Source organism: Halorubrum xinjiangense, from assembly GCF_049604745.1.
GTDB classification, from domain to species: domain Archaea; phylum Halobacteriota; class Halobacteria; order Halobacteriales; family Haloferacaceae; genus Halorubrum; species Halorubrum xinjiangense_A.
On sequence record NZ_CP187140.1, the window covers coordinates 2,889,300 to 2,906,510 of the forward strand.

The 17,211-nt window shown below is 70.4% G+C and carries 22 protein-coding genes; 9 read left to right on the plus strand and 13 right to left on the minus strand.

Translation table 11 applies throughout. The features are described from left to right. Window positions 1–181: 181 nt before the first annotated feature. The 8 genes from ACOZ35_RS15695 to ACOZ35_RS15730 all read right to left on the minus strand — a co-directional run bounded on the left by ACOZ35_RS15695 (window position 182) and on the right by ACOZ35_RS15730 (window position 7,588). Window positions 182–1,096 (minus strand): thiamine-phosphate synthase family protein, encoded by a 915-nt coding sequence (locus ACOZ35_RS15695; protein ID WP_424014438.1) that lies wholly within the window; start codon window positions 1,094–1,096, stop codon window positions 182–184. Further along, window positions 1,093–1,752 (minus strand): dCTP deaminase, encoded by a 660-nt coding sequence (gene dcd / locus ACOZ35_RS15700; RefSeq protein WP_424014439.1) that lies wholly within the window; start codon window positions 1,750–1,752, stop codon window positions 1,093–1,095. The genes ACOZ35_RS15695 and dcd overlap by 4 nt, the downstream gene beginning before the upstream one ends. Before the next feature lie 67 nt (window positions 1,753–1,819). After that, complete coding sequence (locus tag ACOZ35_RS15705; protein WP_424014440.1) at window positions 1,820–2,563, minus strand: YIP1 family protein; 744 nt, start codon at window positions 2,561–2,563, stop codon at window positions 1,820–1,822. An 81-nt stretch (window positions 2,564–2,644) separates the two neighbouring features. Further along, on the minus strand, window positions 2,645–3,268 hold the full coding sequence (locus tag ACOZ35_RS15710; protein ID WP_424014441.1) for an NfeD family protein: 624 nt from the start codon (window positions 3,266–3,268) through the stop codon (window positions 2,645–2,647). 109 nt (window positions 3,269–3,377) lie between these two features. Continuing rightward, complete coding sequence (locus ACOZ35_RS15715) at window positions 3,378–3,665, minus strand: DUF7312 domain-containing protein (protein ID WP_424014442.1); 288 nt, start codon at window positions 3,663–3,665, stop codon at window positions 3,378–3,380. Between the two features lie 116 nt (window positions 3,666–3,781). Beyond that, the gene (gene pyk / locus ACOZ35_RS15720) at window positions 3,782–5,539 is read right to left on the minus strand and encodes a pyruvate kinase (RefSeq protein WP_424014443.1); all 1,758 of its coding nucleotides are present in this window, start codon (window positions 5,537–5,539) and stop codon (window positions 3,782–3,784) included. A 108-nt stretch (window positions 5,540–5,647) separates the two neighbouring features. Next, window positions 5,648–5,932: a hypothetical protein gene (locus ACOZ35_RS15725; RefSeq protein ID WP_424014444.1), complete on the minus strand. Its 285-nt coding sequence runs from the start codon at window positions 5,930–5,932 to the stop codon at window positions 5,648–5,650. Window positions 5,933–6,652: 720 nt separating this feature from the next. After that, entirely contained in the window at window positions 6,653–7,588 is a 936-nt protein-coding gene (locus ACOZ35_RS15730; protein WP_424014445.1) for a thiazole biosynthesis protein, read from the minus strand. Between the two features lie 568 nt (window positions 7,589–8,156). Between ACOZ35_RS15730 and ACOZ35_RS15735 the strand changes: the two genes are divergently transcribed. From ACOZ35_RS15735 to ACOZ35_RS15765, 7 genes are all read left to right on the plus strand, one after another. Beyond that, the gene (locus tag ACOZ35_RS15735; RefSeq protein ID WP_007994537.1) at window positions 8,157–8,423 is read left to right on the plus strand and encodes a hypothetical protein; all 267 of its coding nucleotides are present in this window, start codon (window positions 8,157–8,159) and stop codon (window positions 8,421–8,423) included. Between the two features lie 4 nt (window positions 8,424–8,427). After that, window positions 8,428–8,562: a DNA-directed RNA polymerase subunit P gene (locus ACOZ35_RS15740; protein WP_007994536.1), complete on the plus strand. Its 135-nt coding sequence runs from the start codon at window positions 8,428–8,430 to the stop codon at window positions 8,560–8,562. 22 nt (window positions 8,563–8,584) lie between these two features. Then, a complete protein-coding gene (locus ACOZ35_RS15745; RefSeq protein ID WP_424014446.1) occupies window positions 8,585–8,836 on the plus strand; it encodes a KEOPS complex subunit Pcc1 in 252 nt (83 codons plus the stop codon). 119 nt (window positions 8,837–8,955) lie between these two features. After that, window positions 8,956–9,345: a prefoldin subunit beta gene (locus ACOZ35_RS15750; RefSeq protein WP_424016084.1), complete on the plus strand. Its 390-nt coding sequence runs from the start codon at window positions 8,956–8,958 to the stop codon at window positions 9,343–9,345. Between the two features lie 4 nt (window positions 9,346–9,349). Continuing rightward, window positions 9,350–9,634, plus strand: coding sequence for a DUF3194 domain-containing protein (locus ACOZ35_RS15755; RefSeq protein ID WP_424014447.1), 285 nt, complete (start codon window positions 9,350–9,352; stop codon window positions 9,632–9,634). Between the two features lie 185 nt (window positions 9,635–9,819). After that, window positions 9,820–10,017 carry an HVO_0649 family zinc finger protein gene (locus ACOZ35_RS15760; RefSeq protein WP_424014448.1) on the plus strand — a complete coding sequence of 66 codons (198 nt, stop codon included), beginning with the start codon at window positions 9,820–9,822 and terminating at the stop codon, window positions 10,015–10,017. Between the two features lie 24 nt (window positions 10,018–10,041). Next, window positions 10,042–10,467 carry a universal stress protein gene (locus ACOZ35_RS15765; protein WP_424014449.1) on the plus strand — a complete coding sequence of 142 codons (426 nt, stop codon included), beginning with the start codon at window positions 10,042–10,044 and terminating at the stop codon, window positions 10,465–10,467. Between the two features lie 49 nt (window positions 10,468–10,516). Here ACOZ35_RS15765 and ACOZ35_RS15770 read toward each other — a convergent pair whose 3' ends face one another. From ACOZ35_RS15770 to ACOZ35_RS15790, 5 genes are all read right to left on the minus strand, one after another. Further along, window positions 10,517–11,071: a GMP synthase subunit A gene (locus ACOZ35_RS15770; protein WP_424014450.1), complete on the minus strand. Its 555-nt coding sequence runs from the start codon at window positions 11,069–11,071 to the stop codon at window positions 10,517–10,519. A gap of 119 nt (window positions 11,072–11,190) precedes the next feature. Then, window positions 11,191–12,654, minus strand: a complete 1,464-nt coding sequence (truD, locus tag ACOZ35_RS15775; RefSeq protein WP_424014451.1) for a tRNA pseudouridine(13) synthase TruD — start codon at window positions 12,652–12,654, stop codon at window positions 11,191–11,193. Continuing rightward, window positions 12,655–12,993 carry a peptidyl-tRNA hydrolase Pth2 gene (gene pth2 / locus ACOZ35_RS15780; RefSeq protein ID WP_017342511.1) on the minus strand — a complete coding sequence of 113 codons (339 nt, stop codon included), beginning with the start codon at window positions 12,991–12,993 and terminating at the stop codon, window positions 12,655–12,657. Between the two features lie 124 nt (window positions 12,994–13,117). After that, the gene (locus ACOZ35_RS15785; protein ID WP_424016085.1) at window positions 13,118–13,936 is read right to left on the minus strand and encodes a bacteriorhodopsin; all 819 of its coding nucleotides are present in this window, start codon (window positions 13,934–13,936) and stop codon (window positions 13,118–13,120) included. Window positions 13,937–14,178: 242 nt separating this feature from the next. Continuing rightward, window positions 14,179–15,714 (minus strand): phytoene desaturase family protein, encoded by a 1,536-nt coding sequence (locus ACOZ35_RS15790; protein ID WP_424014452.1) that lies wholly within the window; start codon window positions 15,712–15,714, stop codon window positions 14,179–14,181. A 134-nt stretch (window positions 15,715–15,848) separates the two neighbouring features. Here ACOZ35_RS15790 and ACOZ35_RS15795 point away from each other — a divergent pair, with 134 nt between their 5' ends. Together ACOZ35_RS15795 and ACOZ35_RS15800 are read left to right on the plus strand one after the other, a co-directional pair. Next, entirely contained in the window at window positions 15,849–16,658 is an 810-nt protein-coding gene (locus ACOZ35_RS15795; RefSeq protein WP_424014453.1) for a helix-turn-helix domain-containing protein, read from the plus strand. 120 nt (window positions 16,659–16,778) lie between these two features. Beyond that, window positions 16,779–17,204, plus strand: coding sequence for a cupredoxin domain-containing protein (locus ACOZ35_RS15800; RefSeq protein ID WP_424014454.1), 426 nt, complete (start codon window positions 16,779–16,781; stop codon window positions 17,202–17,204). The last annotated feature ends 7 nt before the right edge of the window (window positions 17,205–17,211 follow it).

Genomic DNA, 17,211 nt, shown 5'->3' on the forward strand with positions numbered 1-17,211 from the left:
CGCGTCGGCGCCGACCGCGTTACCGGCCGACGTCGACGCGACGGGTCCGCCCGTCGCTAGAAGGGGCGCATCCGCATCCCGAACCGTCGGATCCGAGTCACACCCCGCCGTTCGTGCGGTTCGGTCTAAAAAGCGTCGCCGACGGTTGATTCGTAGCGAGCCGCGGGCGGCCCGAGCCGGCTCACAGCAGCTCGCGGACGATCCGCGCGGCCTCCGCGGCGGTCGGCGCGAGGACGTAGACGATCGGCTCGACGCCGACCGCGCCGGTCTGGTACAGGACGAGGGTTTCTGTCTCCTCGCCGGCCGCGCGGTCGGCGGCCGCGACCGCGTCGGCGACTGCCTCGCGGGTCGGTCGCTCCGCGTCGAACTCGACGGTCGGGTGGGACTCGTCGAGCGCTTCGACCGTCTCCGGGTCGTATCGGAGGTTAACCGCGCCCCGGACTCCGGCGCCCGCCTCGCGCGCCGCGAGCAGCACCGTCGCGACGTGTTCGCTCACGCCGAACTCCGGCTCGCCCGGCACCATCGCCCTCCCTTTCACGTCGACGAGCCGGCCGGGGACCGCGGCGACGTCGTCGACGGTGGCTGCGTCGGCGAGACACTCCGCGACGTTCGCGCCGACGTTCGGAATGAGCCCGGCGAAGCCGGAGGCGTTCGTCAGGGACCGGAGCCCCCGTCGGACCGAGGTGAGGACGCGCTCGCGTTCGCGGAGGCCGCTGTCCGGGTCGTGGACCGAGAACTCCACGTCGGCGTCGGCGAGCGCGGGCATCGCCGCCTCGTGGAGGTCCGCGAGGAGGTCGCCCTCCTCCAGCTGGCGGATCAGCACCTCGATCTCGACGAGCGCGGCCACCGGAGTGAGGTCGCCGCTCGCGAGCCCCTCGCCCACGCGCTCGACGAGGTCGCGCACGCGCTCGTCGGCGACGATGTCCTCGTGTCTCGCCACGTCGCCGGCGGCGTACTTCGAGACCGCGGACTGCGAGATGCCGAGCGCGTCCGCGACTTCCGACTGGGTGAACCCGCGGTCACGGAGGTCCTCCGCGAGCATCGAGCGGACGGTCGGGAGGAACTCGTCGACGACGACCTCCTCGATGAACCTCATCGCTCGTCGCCCTCCCGGTCCCCCGCCCGGTCAACTGCGTCGCCGCCCTCGCCCCCCTCGCCGCCCCCGCCTCCCTCGCCCACGAACTCGGGGTCGTCGCCGATCCGCGATGCCTGCGGCCCGTCCTGATTCTGGTACTTCGAGCCGCGCTCGGCGCCGTACGGGCGGTCGGCGGGCCGTTTCAGCTCCGTGAAGGTGAGCTGCGAGACGCGCATGCCCGGCGAGAGCGCCACGGGGGCGGTGCCGAGGTTCGAGAGTTCGAGGGTGATCTGCCCTTCGTACCCGGGGTCACAGAGGCCCGCGGTCGCGTGGACGACGATCGCGAGCCGGCCGAGCGAGGAGCGCCCCTCGACGTGGGCGACGAGGTCGTCGGGGATCGCGACGCGCTCGACGGTCGTCCCGAGGACGAAGTCGCCGGGGTGGAGGATGAACTCGTCGCCCTCGGGGACGGTCGTCTCCGTCACGTACTCGCTCACTTCGCCCGCGTCGGTCGGGTGGATGCAGGGGATGTTGGTGCGCTGGAACTCCAGGAACCGCTCGCCCAGCCGGAGGTCCACGCTCGCGGGCTGGACCTGCTGGTCGACGTCGTCGAGCGGCTCGATCGCGAGGTCGCCCTCGGCGAGCCGGTCGAGGATGTCGGCGTCGGACAGGATCATACCGAGAGGGGGAGCGCCGGCGCTTAAAAACTCCCGAATCCGCGGTCGCGGGCGCTCCGGGAGGCTTTCAAATCGCCGCCAGCAGTAGCGCGATGACGGCAAAGAACGTCGCCACGCCCGCCGCGGTCCCGCGGTCGAGGTCGTGTTCCGCCTCCAGCCCGCCGACGACCACGACCCACTGGACCGCGATGCCGACCGCGGACGCGACGAGGAGCGGTCCCGTCGCGCTCGTGATGGCGGCGACGATCTCGTTCGAGAGCGCCTCGAACGTCGACCCCGCGATCGACGCGGTCGAGAGCGCGTACCAGATCGCGGCGAGCCCGACGGCGAGCCGGAGCAGTTCGACGCCGATCGCCCAGCCCGCGATCACGAAGGAGTCGCCGACGGAGCCCGATCCGCCCGCGACGCGCGCGCCGACGTGGAGCGCGACCCCGAACAGCGCCCACCAGATCGGCACGCCGAGCAGCCCGTAGTGGAGGAGCTCGCCCGCGGCGTCGCGCAGTTCCTCTCCCGCGTCGACCTCGATCCGCGCCGGCTCGTCGCACTCCTCGGCGAACACGGAGTCGGAGTCGTCGCCGAACGACTCGCAGGTCGACTCCGGGGGCCGGTCCGGGTTGTCGACGGTTATTTGCTGGTCGACGGTCGCGTCGAACACCGCGCCGAGCGCGATGATTCCGACGCTGGTGCCGATCGTGACGACGACGACCATCGCGACCGCGACGGTCCCGGCTCGGGGGGAGTCGAAGGCGTCGCGGACGCGGTCGAGGAGGCTACTGGGCAGGCTTGCGAGGGCGGCGAGCGGGGAGGGCATCGTCGGGTGGTCTGCGCCGACTGAGAAGTGCTTTTCCGCTCGCGGTTCGGGGCCGCGGGTCGGCGTTTCCGCCGGGCCGCATCACTCCCGGTCGACTTCTGTCTCCGCCTCGGCGTCCCCCTCCTCGGTCCCGTCCGTCTCGGCGTCGCTCGCGGCGGCCTTGCGGGCGCGGTCGGCCGCCAGTTCGCGGTCGATGTCGTCCTCGACGTACCCCATCGACTCCACGGTGACGACGTTGCCGCCGCCGGGGTCGACCACCATCACCTCCTCGCCCTCGTCGATCTCGCCGTCGATCGACCGGGCGGAGTAGTGGGGGCTGAAGCCGCCGCCGGTGAGCTTCACCTCGCCGCCCGTGGGGGTCACCCGCTCGGTGACCGTCCCCGTCTTCCCCTTCAGCGAGTCGCTGTCGCTGGTCTGTTGCTGCCCTTTCCCGCCGTAGAGGTCGAACTCGTGGTAGCCGTAGAAGGCGGCGGCGCCGAACGCCAGCGTGAGGAAGGCCATGAGCAGCGTGAGGAGGACGCCGGCGACGCCGAGCGAACTCAACACGAGCCCGCCGATCCCCGCGCCGATGAGCGCGATGCCGACGACGATGAAGTTCGCTCCCGGGGCGAGCGCCTCCGCCATCGAGAGCAGCAGCCCCGCGGTCAAAAGCAGGAGCGGGAGGGTGTCCGGCGAGAGGAGCCCGGACTGTGCGAGCGCGTTCATGTTCGGTCCTACGGCCGCGGCCTGATAAGTGGTGGTGCGCGCGGCCGCGGCGTCGGTCGGGTCGGTCGCCGTCGGCGCGCGGTTCGCGCCCGACCGGCGGCGACCTGGTTCAGAAGCCGAGCAGCAGGACGCCGACCGTGAGCGCGACGCCGAGGACGACGAAGACCGCGTGTTCGAGGGTGACGTCGCCCGGCTCTATCGGCTCGTCCGCCGGCGTGGCGGTGTCTTCCGTGATCCCGTCCGGTCCGACGTCGTCGACCGCGAAGCGCCACTCGCGCTCGTCGTCCGCGCTCTCGTCGCCGGCGTCGTTGGCCCGGCTCCGCTCGCCGAACTCCGCCGACTCCGGAGCGTCGGCCGAGTCCCCCTCGCGGGCGTCGTCGCCGGATTCGTCGCTCATGGCCGGACGTACGCGACTGCGTAATAAATGGCTGGCGGGCGCGGGCGGTTGGGTCGGGCGGAGCGGTCGCGGCGGGCGCGGGCGGAACGGTCGCGGCGGGCGCGACGCGGAGCGACCTACCGCTCGCGGGCCGCGCGGAGCACGTCGCCGTCGTAGACGACGCCGCGCTCGCCGTCGACGGTCACCGTGGTCCCGTCCGCGACGGACTCGGGCAGGCCGGCGCCCGAGACCATCGGCACGCCGAGCTCGCGGGCGACGACGGCGGGGTAGCCGGTCATCCCCTCGCGGGCGTCGATGATGCCGGCGATCCGGTCGAGGTCGCCGGAGAACTCGCCGTCGAAGTCGGCGTCGAGCGCGACGACGGCGCCGTCCGGCAGCGCGTCGAGGTCGCCGTCCGCGGTCCGGTGGACGGGGGCGGCGACGCGGCCGGCGACGGCCGCCTTCCCGGTCACAAGCGTCTCGGCGGCGACGTGGACCTTCAGGGTGTTTGTCGTGTTCGTCCCCTCGAACTCGGTGAGCATGCCGGAGAGGACCACGAGGGTGTCGCCGGACCTGGCGCCGCCGCGGTCGAGCGCGGCGTCGACCGCGTTGTCGAGGATCCCCTCCATGTCGCTGGCGTACTCGGTCAGGACGGGGCGGACGCCCCACGAGAGCGCGAGCTGGCGGCGGACGCGGTCGTCCGGCGTCGTGGCGACGACCGGGACGCCCGGACGGAACATGGCGGTCTTGCGCGCGGTGAAGCCGGACTCGGAGACCGCGACGACGGTCGAGGCGCCGATGTCGCGCGCGAGGTAGCGAGCCGAGCGCGCCAGCGCCTCCGTGCGCGACCCCTCCTCCGCGGTCGGGACCCGCTGCTCGCGCGTCTCCGCGTACTCGTCGCTGGCCTCGATCTGCCGGACGATCCGGTCCATCGTCTCGACGACGTTGACGGGGTCCTCGCCGATGGCGGTCTCGCCCGAGAGCATGACCGCGTCGGTGCCGTCGAGGACGGCGTTGGCCACGTCGGAGGCCTCCGCGCGGGTCGGCCGCCGCGAGGAGACCATCGAGTCGAGCATCTCCGTCGCGGTGATGACCGGGACGCCCTCGTTGACGCAGGTCCGGATGATCCGCTTTTGGATCACGGGCACGTCCTCCAGGGGACATTCGACGCCGAGGTCGCCGCGGGCGACCATCACGCCGTCGGCGGCGTCGACGATCCCCTCGAGGTTCTCGACCGCGCCGGCGCGCTCGATCTTCGCGACGATCGGGATGTCCTCGCCGCCGCGGGCCTCCAGCTCGTCGGCGATCTTGTACACATCGTCGGCGTCGCGCACGAAGGAGGCGGCGACGAAGTCGGCGTTCGTCCGGGCCGCGAGGTCGAGTTCCGCCTCGTCCTCCGGCGTGATCAGGTCGACGTCGATGGCGACGCCCGGGAGGTTCACGCCCTTGCGGGAGCCGAGCTTCCCGCCGGAGACGACGCCCGCGACCACGGACTCGCCCTCGACGTCCTCGACGCGGCACTCGATCCGGCCGTCGTCGAGGAGGATCGTGTCGCCCGGTTCGGCGGCCCCGATCGAGTGGGTGAGGCCGACGCGTTCGGGCGTCGCCTCGTCGCCCTCGACGAACGTGACCTCCGAGCCCGTGGCGAGCTGGATCGGCTCGTCGATCTCGGCGGTGCGGACCTCCGGGCCCTTCAGGTCGACCATCACCGCGAGCGGGTCGTCGATTTCCTCGTCGACCTCGCGGGCGCGCTCGATCACCGTCTCTCGGTGGTCGGTCGTTCCGTGGCTGGCGTTGAGCCGGACGACGGACATCCCCGCGTCGGCGAGGCCGCGGATCGTGTCCCGGTCGTCCGAGGCGGGACCGATCGTACAGACGATCTTGGCGTTTCGCATGTCGCCCGGTTCGACGTATGGCCGGAAAAAGGCATCCGGTTGCGTCGCTCCCGAGTAAACGTTCGTGAGGAACGGTCTGAGGCGGGCGGCTGCCCTCCGAGACCGAATTCACAGCCGTTGAACGGCCGTCGCGACGAGGGTTAGTAACACCAGAATGCCGGCAGCGCGGAGTACACCAGCCGTCCGTCGCCAGTCCTCGGGGAGGGACTCGGCGATGCCGGACAGCGCACTTCCGACGACGAGAAACAGTATCCACCGGGCGTCGGCCGCGTCGCCGGCGCTCCAGACGTACACGAACAGACACAGGAAGATGAGCGACGCGCCGAACTGAACCAGCGCAACTCCACGTCCCTGTGGCTCGTTGAACAGCACGTCACTGACGTAGGGGACCATACGCGCCACGTTCCCGCTCGAGATACAAAGAGGTGCTTCGACGCGATACCCCCCCCTCTCGCACACTCCGCGATTCCGCCACAGGAGGCGGGTGGTGAAATCCTCCAAGACTGGCGTTCCGTATTCGGTACGCACCTTCCGAAATATCAGACAATGAGGGTTTCAACAGCGCAGAGTCAACACGCGGTCGGCGCGTGCCTGCGAGCGGCCGGAGCGAAGCGGAGGCCGCGAGGAGCACGCGCGAGGGACGCGGCGAACGCGAGCGGCGGAGCCGCGAAGCGTGAGCCGCGAGGTTGGGGAGGCGTGAGGTGCGGGGCTGTGCGGTGCGGGGCGGGACTCAAAGGGGCAGCCGCGAGGCCGCCGTAGGCGACGTAAGCACCGGAACGAGGGAGCGAACGAAGTGAGCGACCGAGTGAGGAGCGTGGTTCGAGAGAGCAAAGCTCTCTCGTCATCCCGAAAATCGAAGATTTTCGGGCGACAGCGAGCGTACGGCGGCCTCGCGGCTGGGGCTTTGGAAGTGTTCACCGTCGATCCGTCGGTAGTCATTTATATGTGATCGGCTGGGGCTTTGGAAGTGTTTACCGTCGATCCGTCGGTAGTCATTTATATGTGATCGGCTGGGGCTTTAGCGGAGTTCGCTGTCGATCTACAGTCGCCGATTTATAAATGAGATAATGAGACGTTGGAGGGGACCGTTGCCGGAGCGTCAGCGGTAATTTATCAGTCGTCGGCGGGGGCGGGCGCGCTGCCGGTCGACAGCGACACCTCAGGTGCGTCCACCTCCAACTCGTCCAGCGCGGTCTGGGCGGCGCGCTTCCCCGACACCAACATCGCGCCGAACGTTGGGCCCATGCGCGGGAGGCCGTGCGCGGTCGCGACCGCCATGCCGGAGGCGATCAGGCCGTCGTGGACGACGCCGGTGTGCTCGACGACGGCGTCCTCGCTCTCGCCGACCCACATCGAGTCGTGGCCGGGGGAGTCGTGGCCGGGGGCGCCGTACTCGCCGTCGCCGGTCTGGTCCATCCCGGTGTTGTGCTCCTTCGCGTGCTCGATGCCGGGCGCCGAGAGGACGCCGCGCTCGTCGAGCTTGCTGATCGCGACCGCGTCGTGGCCGGTCGCGTCGATGACGAGGTCGGACTCGACCGCGATGGGGTCGACGCAGGTGATCTCGCGCGGGAGCGCGTGGACGGGCGTCCAGTTCATCACGATCCCGCCGACCTCGTGGTCGTCGCGGACGACGAGGTCGGTGAACTCGGTCATGTTCTGGACGCGCGCGCCGGCGTCGCAGGCCGCCTTTATCAGCCCGGAGCAGGCCTCAGGGCCGGCCGCGGTGTAGAGGCCGTCGACGTCCGCGACCGGCTCGTAGTCGACGTCGAGGTCGTCGAGGATCTCTTGGGCGGGGTCTCTGACCGTCACCGTGTTCATCAGGAACCCGCCGAGCCAGAAGCCGCCGCCGAGGTAGTTGTTCTTCTCGACGATCATCACCTTCACGCCGCGCTCGGCCAGCTCCTTCGCGGCCATCAGCCCGGAGGGGCCGCCGCCGAGGATGATCACCTCTGAATCGGTGAAATCGAGGAACCCGTCCGTCCACTCGGTGCCTATGGCTCTCGTCACGTCGGTCTCGCTCACGTCCGCGAAGCCGTTGAATCCCTTCATACAACTTGGTAGTATTACTTGGTTGTGATAGGTGTTACGGTGGAGATGTGAGAGATCGTGCCAGGGCCCAATTCGTACATTTATAAGTGACCGAAACAGGAACGGCGGCGATCACCGCCAGAGCCGCAGTCGCTCGGTGATACACGTACGCTACCGACACGAACACCGCCAGAGTCCCAGTTGCTCATTTAGATATGACCACTGTCAGATCGGCGGAGAACACCGCCAAAGCCCCAGCCGCGAGGGTGGCACACGCTCGCTGCGCTCCTCGTTCGTTCGCTTCACTCACTCACTGCGGTGCTTGCGTCGCCTGTGCCGCCCTCGCGGCTGCCCCTTTGAGTCCCGCCCCGCACCGCACCGCGCCTCACGCCTCCCCAGCCTCGTCGGCGGTCCTCCGCTTCGCTCCGGACCGCCGACTCCCTCGCGCGTGCTGCCTCGCGGCCGCCGATGGCGGCCGCTCGCAGGCACGCGCCACCGCCTTCGGCTTGTCTTCTATCGTCGCGCGTGATTTCCTGTCCGCCTCCAACTCGCAGCCTTTTTACCTACGCTGGCGGTAGAAGTGGCTACTATGGCTGAGGACAAGGCTCGAAGCACCGGCAGCGCGGGCCGATTCGGCGCCCGCTACGGCCGGGTCTCCCGCAAGCGGGTCCAGGACATCGAAGCGGAGATGCGCAACGCGACCGTCGACGGCGACGACGTCACGCGCAAAGGTACCGGCATCTGGGTCAACGAAGAGACCGGCGAGACGTTCACGGGCGGCGCGTACCGCCCCGAGACGCCCGGCGGTCGCACCGTCCGCCGCTCTATCCGCGCCGCGCTCGCCGACGAGGAATAGGACGATGAGCTACAAGTGCTCCCGCTGTAAGCGCGACGTCACCCTCGACGAGTACGGCGGCGTGCGCTGCCCGTACTGCGGCCACCGCGTCCTCCTGAAGGAGCGCGGCGGCGACATCAAGGAAGTCGACGTCGAGTAAGCGACCCCCTCCATTTCGGACCGTGACGCGCGCACACGAGACGGTCCTCTCTTTCAGTTACCCCACTGAGCGGCGCGCCCGTGTCGTGGCCGACGCGCTCGGCCCCGAAGTCGGCGAGATCGACGACGCCCGATCGAGCGCGACCGTCGACCGCGAGGGCGACGCGGTCCGCGTCCGCGTGCTCGCCGACGACCTCGTGGCGCTGCGCGCCGGCGTCAACAGCTGGTCGCGGCTGGTCTCCGTCGCCGAACGCGTCGGCGCGGGACGCGATTGAGGTTCTCCGAATATGCCGATACCGCGGCTCTTTGGGCCGCTGCGAGCCCATCTCCCCCTCGTCGGAGAAGTAAGGGGTTTTTCTGTCCGGGCCGCCTCGGTCCGCCCATGCAAGGGAACATGCCGCCCGAGGCACAGGAGAAGATCGAGGAACTGCAGGAGCTTCAGGAGACCGCACAGCAGGTCGCCGAGCAGAAGGAGCAGGCGGAGTCCGCGCTCAACGAGTCGAAGACCGCCCTCGACGCCCTCGAAGACGTCGACGAGGACGCGGGGATGTACCGCGAGATCGGCGAGGTCCTCGTCGAGACGGACTACGAGTCCGCCTACGACGACCTCGAAGACAAGGTCGACTCGCTCGAAGTCCGCGTCGAGCAGCTCCAGAAGCAGGAGGAGCGCGTCGAAGAGCAGTTCGACGACCTCCAGAGCGAGCTCCAGCAGATGCTCCAGGGCGGCGCGGGCGGCGGCGGCGGCCCGATGGGACCGGGCGGCCCGGGCGCCGGCGGCGCGTAAGGCCGTGACCGACGACGGAACCGACGCTTCCGAGGCCGACGACGCCGCGGAGCCGAGCGACGACGAGGTCGTTCGCACCGCCGCCGAGGCGGCCGAGGGCATCGTGTTCAAGCACTACGACCAGTCGACGGTCACGGACCTCGACGTCACCGTCACGTTCGAGGAGGGCGTCCTCGACGTGGACGTCTACCTCAACGCGCCCGAGGACGCGGAGCCCGACCGCGAGGCGGTCGCGCAGGAGGCGGTCGAGACCGCGGGCGAGGCCGTCGACGAGTTGTTCGCGGAGTAAGCGGCGCGCCCGTTCGTCAGGCGGCGCGCCTGACTGTCGGGCAGCGCTCCCGTCCGTTCGTCAGACGGGCGGCACTCCCGTTTTTTCGGTGTCGACGTCGGACGCGAAGAGCCACTCCTGCCGCTGGGCGCCGCTGCTACCCCTCGTAGTAAACTATTAATAATGTCATTGAGTACCGTTACCACATGTCATCTCGCAACGGCGGTACCACGGCGTTCGACCGACTCCGGGCGCGCTTCGACGGTCAGCCGCACGCCTGCGAGGAGTGCGGGTTCGTCGACGAGGAGAGCGAGTGGACGGCCGCGACGACGGGCGCGACCGTCGCGTACCGCCACGAGTGTCCCGGCTGTGGCGACACGACGGTTCGGCGATACCGGCTCTGAGACGGGGGCGTGAGGCTGGTCCCGATGTACGACGCGATCTTGTGTCCGACCGACGGAAGCGCCGGGAGCGCCGCGGCGATCGAGCAGGCCTGCGGCCTCGCCGCGCTGACCGGCGCCCGGATCCACGCGCTGTTCGTCGTCGACGAGGGCATCGCTGGCGCCGACGAGTGGGATATGGTCGTCGAACGCGAGGAGGAGCGCGGCGAGCGCGCGCTCGACGCCGTCGCGGAGGCGGCCGCGGAGCGCGGCGTCGAAGCCGAGCTCCATCTCCGGCGCGGCCGCCCGCACGAGGCGATCCTCGACGCCGCGGCCGACTACGGGGTCGACCTGATCGTGATGGGGACCCACGGCCGCACCGGGATCGGGCGCTTCGTCACGGCGGGGTCGGTCGCCGAGCGGGTCGTGCGACACAGCGATCTCCCGGTGTTGACGGCGCACATCGGCAAATAGTCTCGGCGGCTTTCCTGACGCGCTACTCTTCCGCCTCCTCCCGACGTTCCTACGCCGACTCGCAGATCGCGACGAAGTTCTCGAAGACCTCCTCGCCGCGCTCCGTGTGGGCGACCTCGGGATGCCACTGGACGCCGTACAGTCCTGCGTCCGGATTCGACATCGCCTCGATGCCGCAGACGTCGGAGGTGGCGGTGCGGCCGAACCCGTCGGGCAGCGCCGTCACCTCGTCGGCGTGGGAGGCCCAGACGCGCGTCTCGGGCGCGAGCGAGCCGACGAGCGGGTCCTCGTCGTCGACGATCTCGACGTCGACGTCGGCGTAGCCGCCGTAATCTCCCTCACCCACCTCGCCGTCGAGTTCCGCGGCGATCAGCTGCATCCCGAGGCAGATCCCGAGGACGGGAACGTCCTGTTCGAGGTAGTCCGGGGCGTTGCCGACGCGGTCCATGTCCGGGCCGCCAGAGAGGACGATCCCGTCCGCGTCGACCTCGTCAGCCGGTGTGTCCGCGGAGATGATTTCGGTGTCGACGCCGAGGTCGCGGAGCGCCCGCCGTTCGAGGTGGGTGAACTGGCCGTGGAGGTCGATGACGACGATCCGGGTCATGGCATCGATTGCGGGCTGTCGCACAAAAACGGCTCGGAACGGAACACAGTAATGTGGTGGTTTCGGCAGCGATTCGAGGACGATAGTACACGAACGCGGATCGATCTGGCGCAGGTCGCTCACAGATCGAGCGGGCCGCGCTTCGTGAACTCGCGGAGCAGCACGGTCGCGTACGAGCCGCTCGGGAGCGCGAACGCGAACCGGGGGTCGCCGTCTTCGAACGACACGTCGAGGTCCGTCCGCAGAAGGATCGCCCGCCGGGTACCCTTGGAGTCGAACTCGCCGGGAAGCGCGAAGTCGCCCGGCTTGATCCCGGCGTCGGCGAGGACCTCTCGCTCGATCTCGCCCGGCTCGTCGTCGCCGAGTTCGGTCTCGGTGCCGACGAGCGGCGCGGTGACGAACGCCCGCCCGCGCTCGCAGTGCCGGGAGACCACGTCGACCCGGTCGGCGTCGACCCGCTGGAGCCGGTCGGTGTCCGGGGCGTACAGCTCCTCGGGCGCGTCGCCGTCGGCGAAACAGACCACGTCGCCGGCGACGGGACGGTCGAACGGGAGCCCCCGGCGCAGCCGCTCGCTCACGACCCGGTTGAAGAGGGACGACTGGGCGGCGTTGACGAACAGCCGCTGGAGGTTCGAGGGCACCGCCTCCAGCGCGTGCCACCAGTCCTCGTCGTCGGGCGGCGCGCCCGGGTCGACGTCGCGGTCGGCGAGCCGGTGGACCATCGAGCGCTCGAACCGGAGCTTGCCGGGGATCGCGTCAAGGCAGTCGGCCCAGTTGCCGTCGCCCGTGCCGTCGGCGGCGGGATCCGAATCCCCACCTCCGCTAACCCCGAAGGCGGCGTCGACGCGGTCGCGCGCGGCCCGGGTGTCGTCGGGCTCCGTCTCGGCGGGGTTGCCGGCGTACAACCGGACCGCCTCGCGGGGATCCTTCCGCGCGATCGCGAGCCCCACGAGGTGCGTCACCGGCCGCCGGCTGCCGAATCGCTGCTGACCGAAGTAGTTTGGGACGCCGACGGTCGCTTCGATCGGAACGTCCCCCTCATCGTCGGATGGAGTCTCTCCGTCGCCCGCGAACCCCCGGAGGTCCCGCACCGCGTCTGCGACGCGCTCGGGGGCGTCATCGACCGCGTCCGCGACCCGGATCTCAAAGGCGTTGCCGGCGAGGTCGCCAAACGAGAGGCTCCGCCCCGCCCGGCCGAGCGCCTCGATGTCGGCGCCCCGGATCTCGGGGAGCTCGTCGGCGTCGACCCCGCGGACCGTGAACAGCTGCGTCGTGACGGCGCGCTTGTCCTTCGTTCCGGCCCACGAGACGCGCTCGCGGCTGATTCCGAGCGCGTCCGAAAGCCGGCGCGCGAAGTCGTTCGTGTCCCAGTCGCGGAGCGTCGCCCGGAGCACGAGCTCGGGGTAGCTTCCGGGGTCGGCGTCGAGCGGCTCCGCGTCGAACGCCTCCAGCTCGCGGACACGGAAGTCCTCGGGCGACTCGCGGAGCCGCCCGCCGATGCCGTCGGCCCCGCTCACGTAGCACGCGATGCCGACCGCGCGCTCGGTCGGGTGCGCCTCGCGGAGGGTGCGTTCGGGGGTCATTCAGTACAGCGAGAGGTCGCCGGTCACGCGGTCGACGCTGTCGTCGCGGGCGGGCCCGACTGCGAGCGCGGTGACGGTGCCGGGCTCCAGTTGGGTGTGGCCGGCGTCGCGGACGATGGCGTAGGGAAGCCCCTCCTTGTCGGCCTTGTCGGCGAGTTCGAACAGCTGGCTCTCGGAGTCGCCCTTCAGCACGACCTTCTTCTGTCCCTCGCCCTGCCACTTCTTCCGGGCGCGCTTGCCCGCGTCTTGGTACGCGGACAGCGACGCGTGCGCGACCTGCGCGGCGAGTTTCCCCTCGCCCATGCCGATGTCCGTCCGGGCGACGATGGCCTGTTTCATACCGTCTCCACCGCCGCCGCGGGTTTAGCGCTTTTCTCTCGGTTTCCGCGTCGCGGGCTGGCGGACGTCAAAAACGGCGAAAACGGGTTCGCAGAAGGCGACAGCGACCGCGGCGGCGTCGACCTCAGTCGTCGGCGGGCGCCGCGCCGCCGGCGGAGGCCGAGCCGAGGCCGGACGCCATGTCGGCGACCGTCCGCTCGTTGTTGACGACCCAGCGCAGCAGGAGGAACGCGAAGAGGTACTTCGCAATGATGTCCATCCCGCTGTACGCCCACGAGGTGACCGCGATGTCCAGTACCGCGATCCCCTCCGCGCCGAGCGCCCAGAAGATCGGGTAGCCGAGCCAGAGGACCACGGTGAGCACCTTCAGCGTGTTGAAGATGTCCGCGGTGCCGGCGACCTCCGCGTCCTGCGACCACTCGGCGAGCAGGATGTAGAGGACGACGACGAAGAACGCGCAGCTGATGGCGTACCAGACCCACCGCAACAGGAGGGAGGACGTGGTCAGCGCGGCCGCGAGTCCGGTGATACACATCCCGACGTCGGCCACCACGGCGGTGAACAGCTTGGTGATGTTCGACCCGGCGAGCAGGCCGAGCGCCACGAGGATCATCGGCGTCGAGAACGCCCACGTGAGGTACCGTCCCCACGGGGTGAACACGCCGCCCTCCGGCCCGGCCCCGGCACCGGCGAGCGCGTGCCCCGCCGGCATTTCGAGGAAGCTGACGGTGAGTCCGGAGACGAGCCCCGTATAGCTGGAGATGGACACCAGCGGTACCATCAGCGTCGCGACGAAGATGAGCTGCGCGCGGGGGTCCTCTACGTTCCGTCCCATGTAGACGAACAGGAGGATCGACAGCCCGGCGAGGGCGATGTTCACCCAGAGCGACGCGCTCAAGAGTGTGTTACCCTGAATGAACTGGAACATCTCCGTCTGCGTCATTTCGAGCGGGACTGTTCCGCTTGCGAGTAAGTCAGCCGCTGCTGTTTCGATCATGCGACAGTGCTAATCACGTGGCGTATTTATTAAATGTACTAACCTGACTGGTAAGGTTTTTCTGTTAGTTGCCGATCTCACGGCCTGTTTTTCGAAATATTTTTTCTTTCCTCACTAACTGTGGACGGTCGTTCCGTTCTTCGCCCGCCCCTCTCTGCTCCTCGCCGCTCCGCTCTTCCCGGCGCCACTCACTGACCCACCAGCGGCAGCCGGTCGAGGGGCCCCCCACCGGCCGCGTCCACCTCGACCGCGGCCGCGCAGTGCTCGCCTCCGAGCAGGCACATCGGCACGCCGATCCCGGGGTTGCTGCTCCCGCCGACGTAGTAGAGCCGGTCGGTCCCGCGGACCCGCGGGCCGGGGCGGAGCGGTCCGGTCTGTCGCATCGTGTGCGCCAGCCCGAGCGCGGTCCCGCCGGGCTGGTCGAACCGCCCCGCAAACTCGGAGACACAGGCCGACTCCTCGGCGACGATCCGGTCGCGGAGGTCGACGCCGGTCCGCGACGCCACTGCGTCGAGAACGCGCTCCCTGAGGGCCGCCCGTCGCTCCGGCGTGTCGTCGAGCCCCGGCGCGAGCGGCACCAGCGTGACCACCGCCTCGTGGCCCTCGGGCGCGACGGCGGGATCGGTGCGCGAGGGCACGTTCACGTACACGACCGGCTCCGTCTCCCCCGTCGGCCACGCGGGGTCGTCGAAGATGGCCGCGAAGTGCGGGTCCCAGTCCGTCGGGAGCGCGAGCGTGTGGTGCTCCAGCTCCGGCAGCTCCCCCTCGACGCCGAGGTACAGCAGGTGCGCCGAGGGGCCGTACGTCCGTCGGTCCCAGTAGTCGCCGAGCCGCGGCACCGTCCCCTCGGGGAGCAGCTCGCGCTCGACGTGGGCGGGCGGCGCGTTACAGACGACCCGGTCGTGGACGTAGCGGTCGCCGCCGAGCTCGACCGCGACGCCGCCGTCGATCGGCTCCAACCCCGTCACCTCGACGCCCGTGTGAACGTCGGCGCCGGCGTCGCGGGCGACCGTCTCGACGGCCTCGATCACCTCGTACATCCCGCCCAGCGGGTAGTAGACGCCGAGCCCGTAGTCGACGTGGCTCATCAGCTGGTACAGCGCCGGGGTGTTGTGCGGCGACCCGCCGAGGAAGACCAGTGTGTACTCCAGCAGCTGCCTGAGCTTCGGGTGGTCGACGTACGACCGCACCCGCTCGTCGAGGCTGGACAGAAGATCCAACTCCCGGCCGCCCGCGAGCACGTCGAGCGAGAGGTAGTCGCGGAACCGCGACCGCCCGGGGAGCACGAACCGTTCCATCCCGGCGTCGTACGCCCGCTCGGCGTCGTCGAGGTACTCGCGGAACGCCTCGCCCGCGCCTGCCTCGTACGACTCGAACAGGTCGGCGGCGGCCGCGGGGTCGGCGGGTACGTCTGCGCGGTCGCCGTCGTCCCAGAACACCCGGTAGTGCGGGTCGAGCCGCGTCAGCTCGTAGAACTCCTCCGGCGACCGCCCGAAGTCGTCGAAGAACCGCTCGAAGAGGTCCGGGAGCAGGTACCACGACGGGCCGGTGTCGAACTGAAACCCGTCGAGCTCCAGCCGCCCGGCGACGCCCCCGACGCGCTCGGCGCGCTCGTACACCGTCACCTCCGCGCCGGCGGCCGCGAGGTAGGCGGCCGCCGAGAGCCCGCCGACGCCCGCCCCGACCACCCCGACCGACCGCCCGCGGAGCGACTCGTCGCTCATGGGTATGGTAGGGGCTCACGCCGTGTGAGTCGTTGCCAACTCTCGACGGGGCTTTATCAACCGACCCGCCGGGCGGCCGCGACGCGTACTCGTTCGGGTTCCTTTTTTTCCGGCTTCGGCCGCGAGATCGATACATGGGACGGCGGTCGCGATCGTCCGACTCCAGCCGCGCCGAACGCCCAGCGTCGGGTCCGGCCGGCCCCTCGGGCTCCGACGGCGGCGACCCTTCGGGCTCCGACAGCGGCGGCCCCTCGGACGCGGCTCGGGGCGGTTCGGACGCGCCCCGAGACGCCGGTGAATCGTGCGGTTCCGACCGCTCCGGCGACGCCGGCGTCCGCGTCGAGGTGGTCGTCCGCGACCCGACGCCCGCGCCGGTGGCGGCGGCGCTGCCGCCCGGCGCGGTCGCGGAGGACGTCGACCGCGTCCGCGTCGACGACGCGGTCGTCTCCCAGTTCCGCGCCGACCGCGCGGTCGACGCCGAACTCGTCTTCGACGGGGGCGACGAGTTCGTCTACCGCTGCCGGAGCCGAGCGGCGGGCCAGTTCCCCTCCGACGCCGTCGAGTCGCTCGGCTACCCCGTCTCGTCGGTCACGGTCCGGACGGCGCCGGACCGCGTTCGGCTGGGGCTCTCCCTGCCCGCGGCCGACCCGCTCGGCGACGTGATCGACGCGCTGGAGGCGACTGGCGGCTCGGTCCGACTCGAGCGGCTCACGAGCTCCGGCGGGGCCGACACCCGCTCGGACCCGGTCGTCGTCGACCGCGGGCGGCTCACGGAGCGGCAGCGCGAGGTGGTCCGGACCGCCCACCGGCTCGGCTACTTCGACCATCCCCGCGGAGCGAGCGCGACGGAGGTGGCCGACGCCATCGGCATCGCCCGCGCGACCTTCTCGGAACACCTCGCGGCGGCGCAGCGCCGCGTCTTCGAGGAGCTCGTCGGCAGGTGAGGCCGGCCGCGCTCGGCCCGGCACGTCGGGGAGACTCGCGCTCGGCCCGCGGCGAGAAATCCGTTCCCACGCGGCGGGGTCGACCGCGGTATTGAAACCGTTCAGGCCCCCAGACAGGGTATGTATCGCAGACGGTTCCTCCGAGAGGCCGGCGCCGTCGGGGGCGCGGCGGCGACCGTCGGGCTCGCCGGGTGCGCGGGCGTCGGCGGTGAACCGGACTTCGACGTCGGGATGCTTGCGTCCGCCTACCAACCCCGAGAGGTCACGGTCTCGGTCGGCGACACCGTCGTCTGGGAGAACACGAGCGTGCGAGCGCACACGGTCACCGCGACCGCGGGGGGTATCCCCGGCGAGGCAGAGTTCTTCGCGTCGGGCGGCTTCGACGACTACGAGACTGCCCTGTCGGCCTGGCAGTCCGACCTTGGCGGCGGCTTGGAGAGCGGCGACCGCTTCGAGCACACCTTCACGGTCCCCGGCACCTACGAGTACGTCTGTATCCCCCACCGCAAGGGCGGCATGTACGGCACCGTCGTCGTCGAGGAGTGAGCGGCGT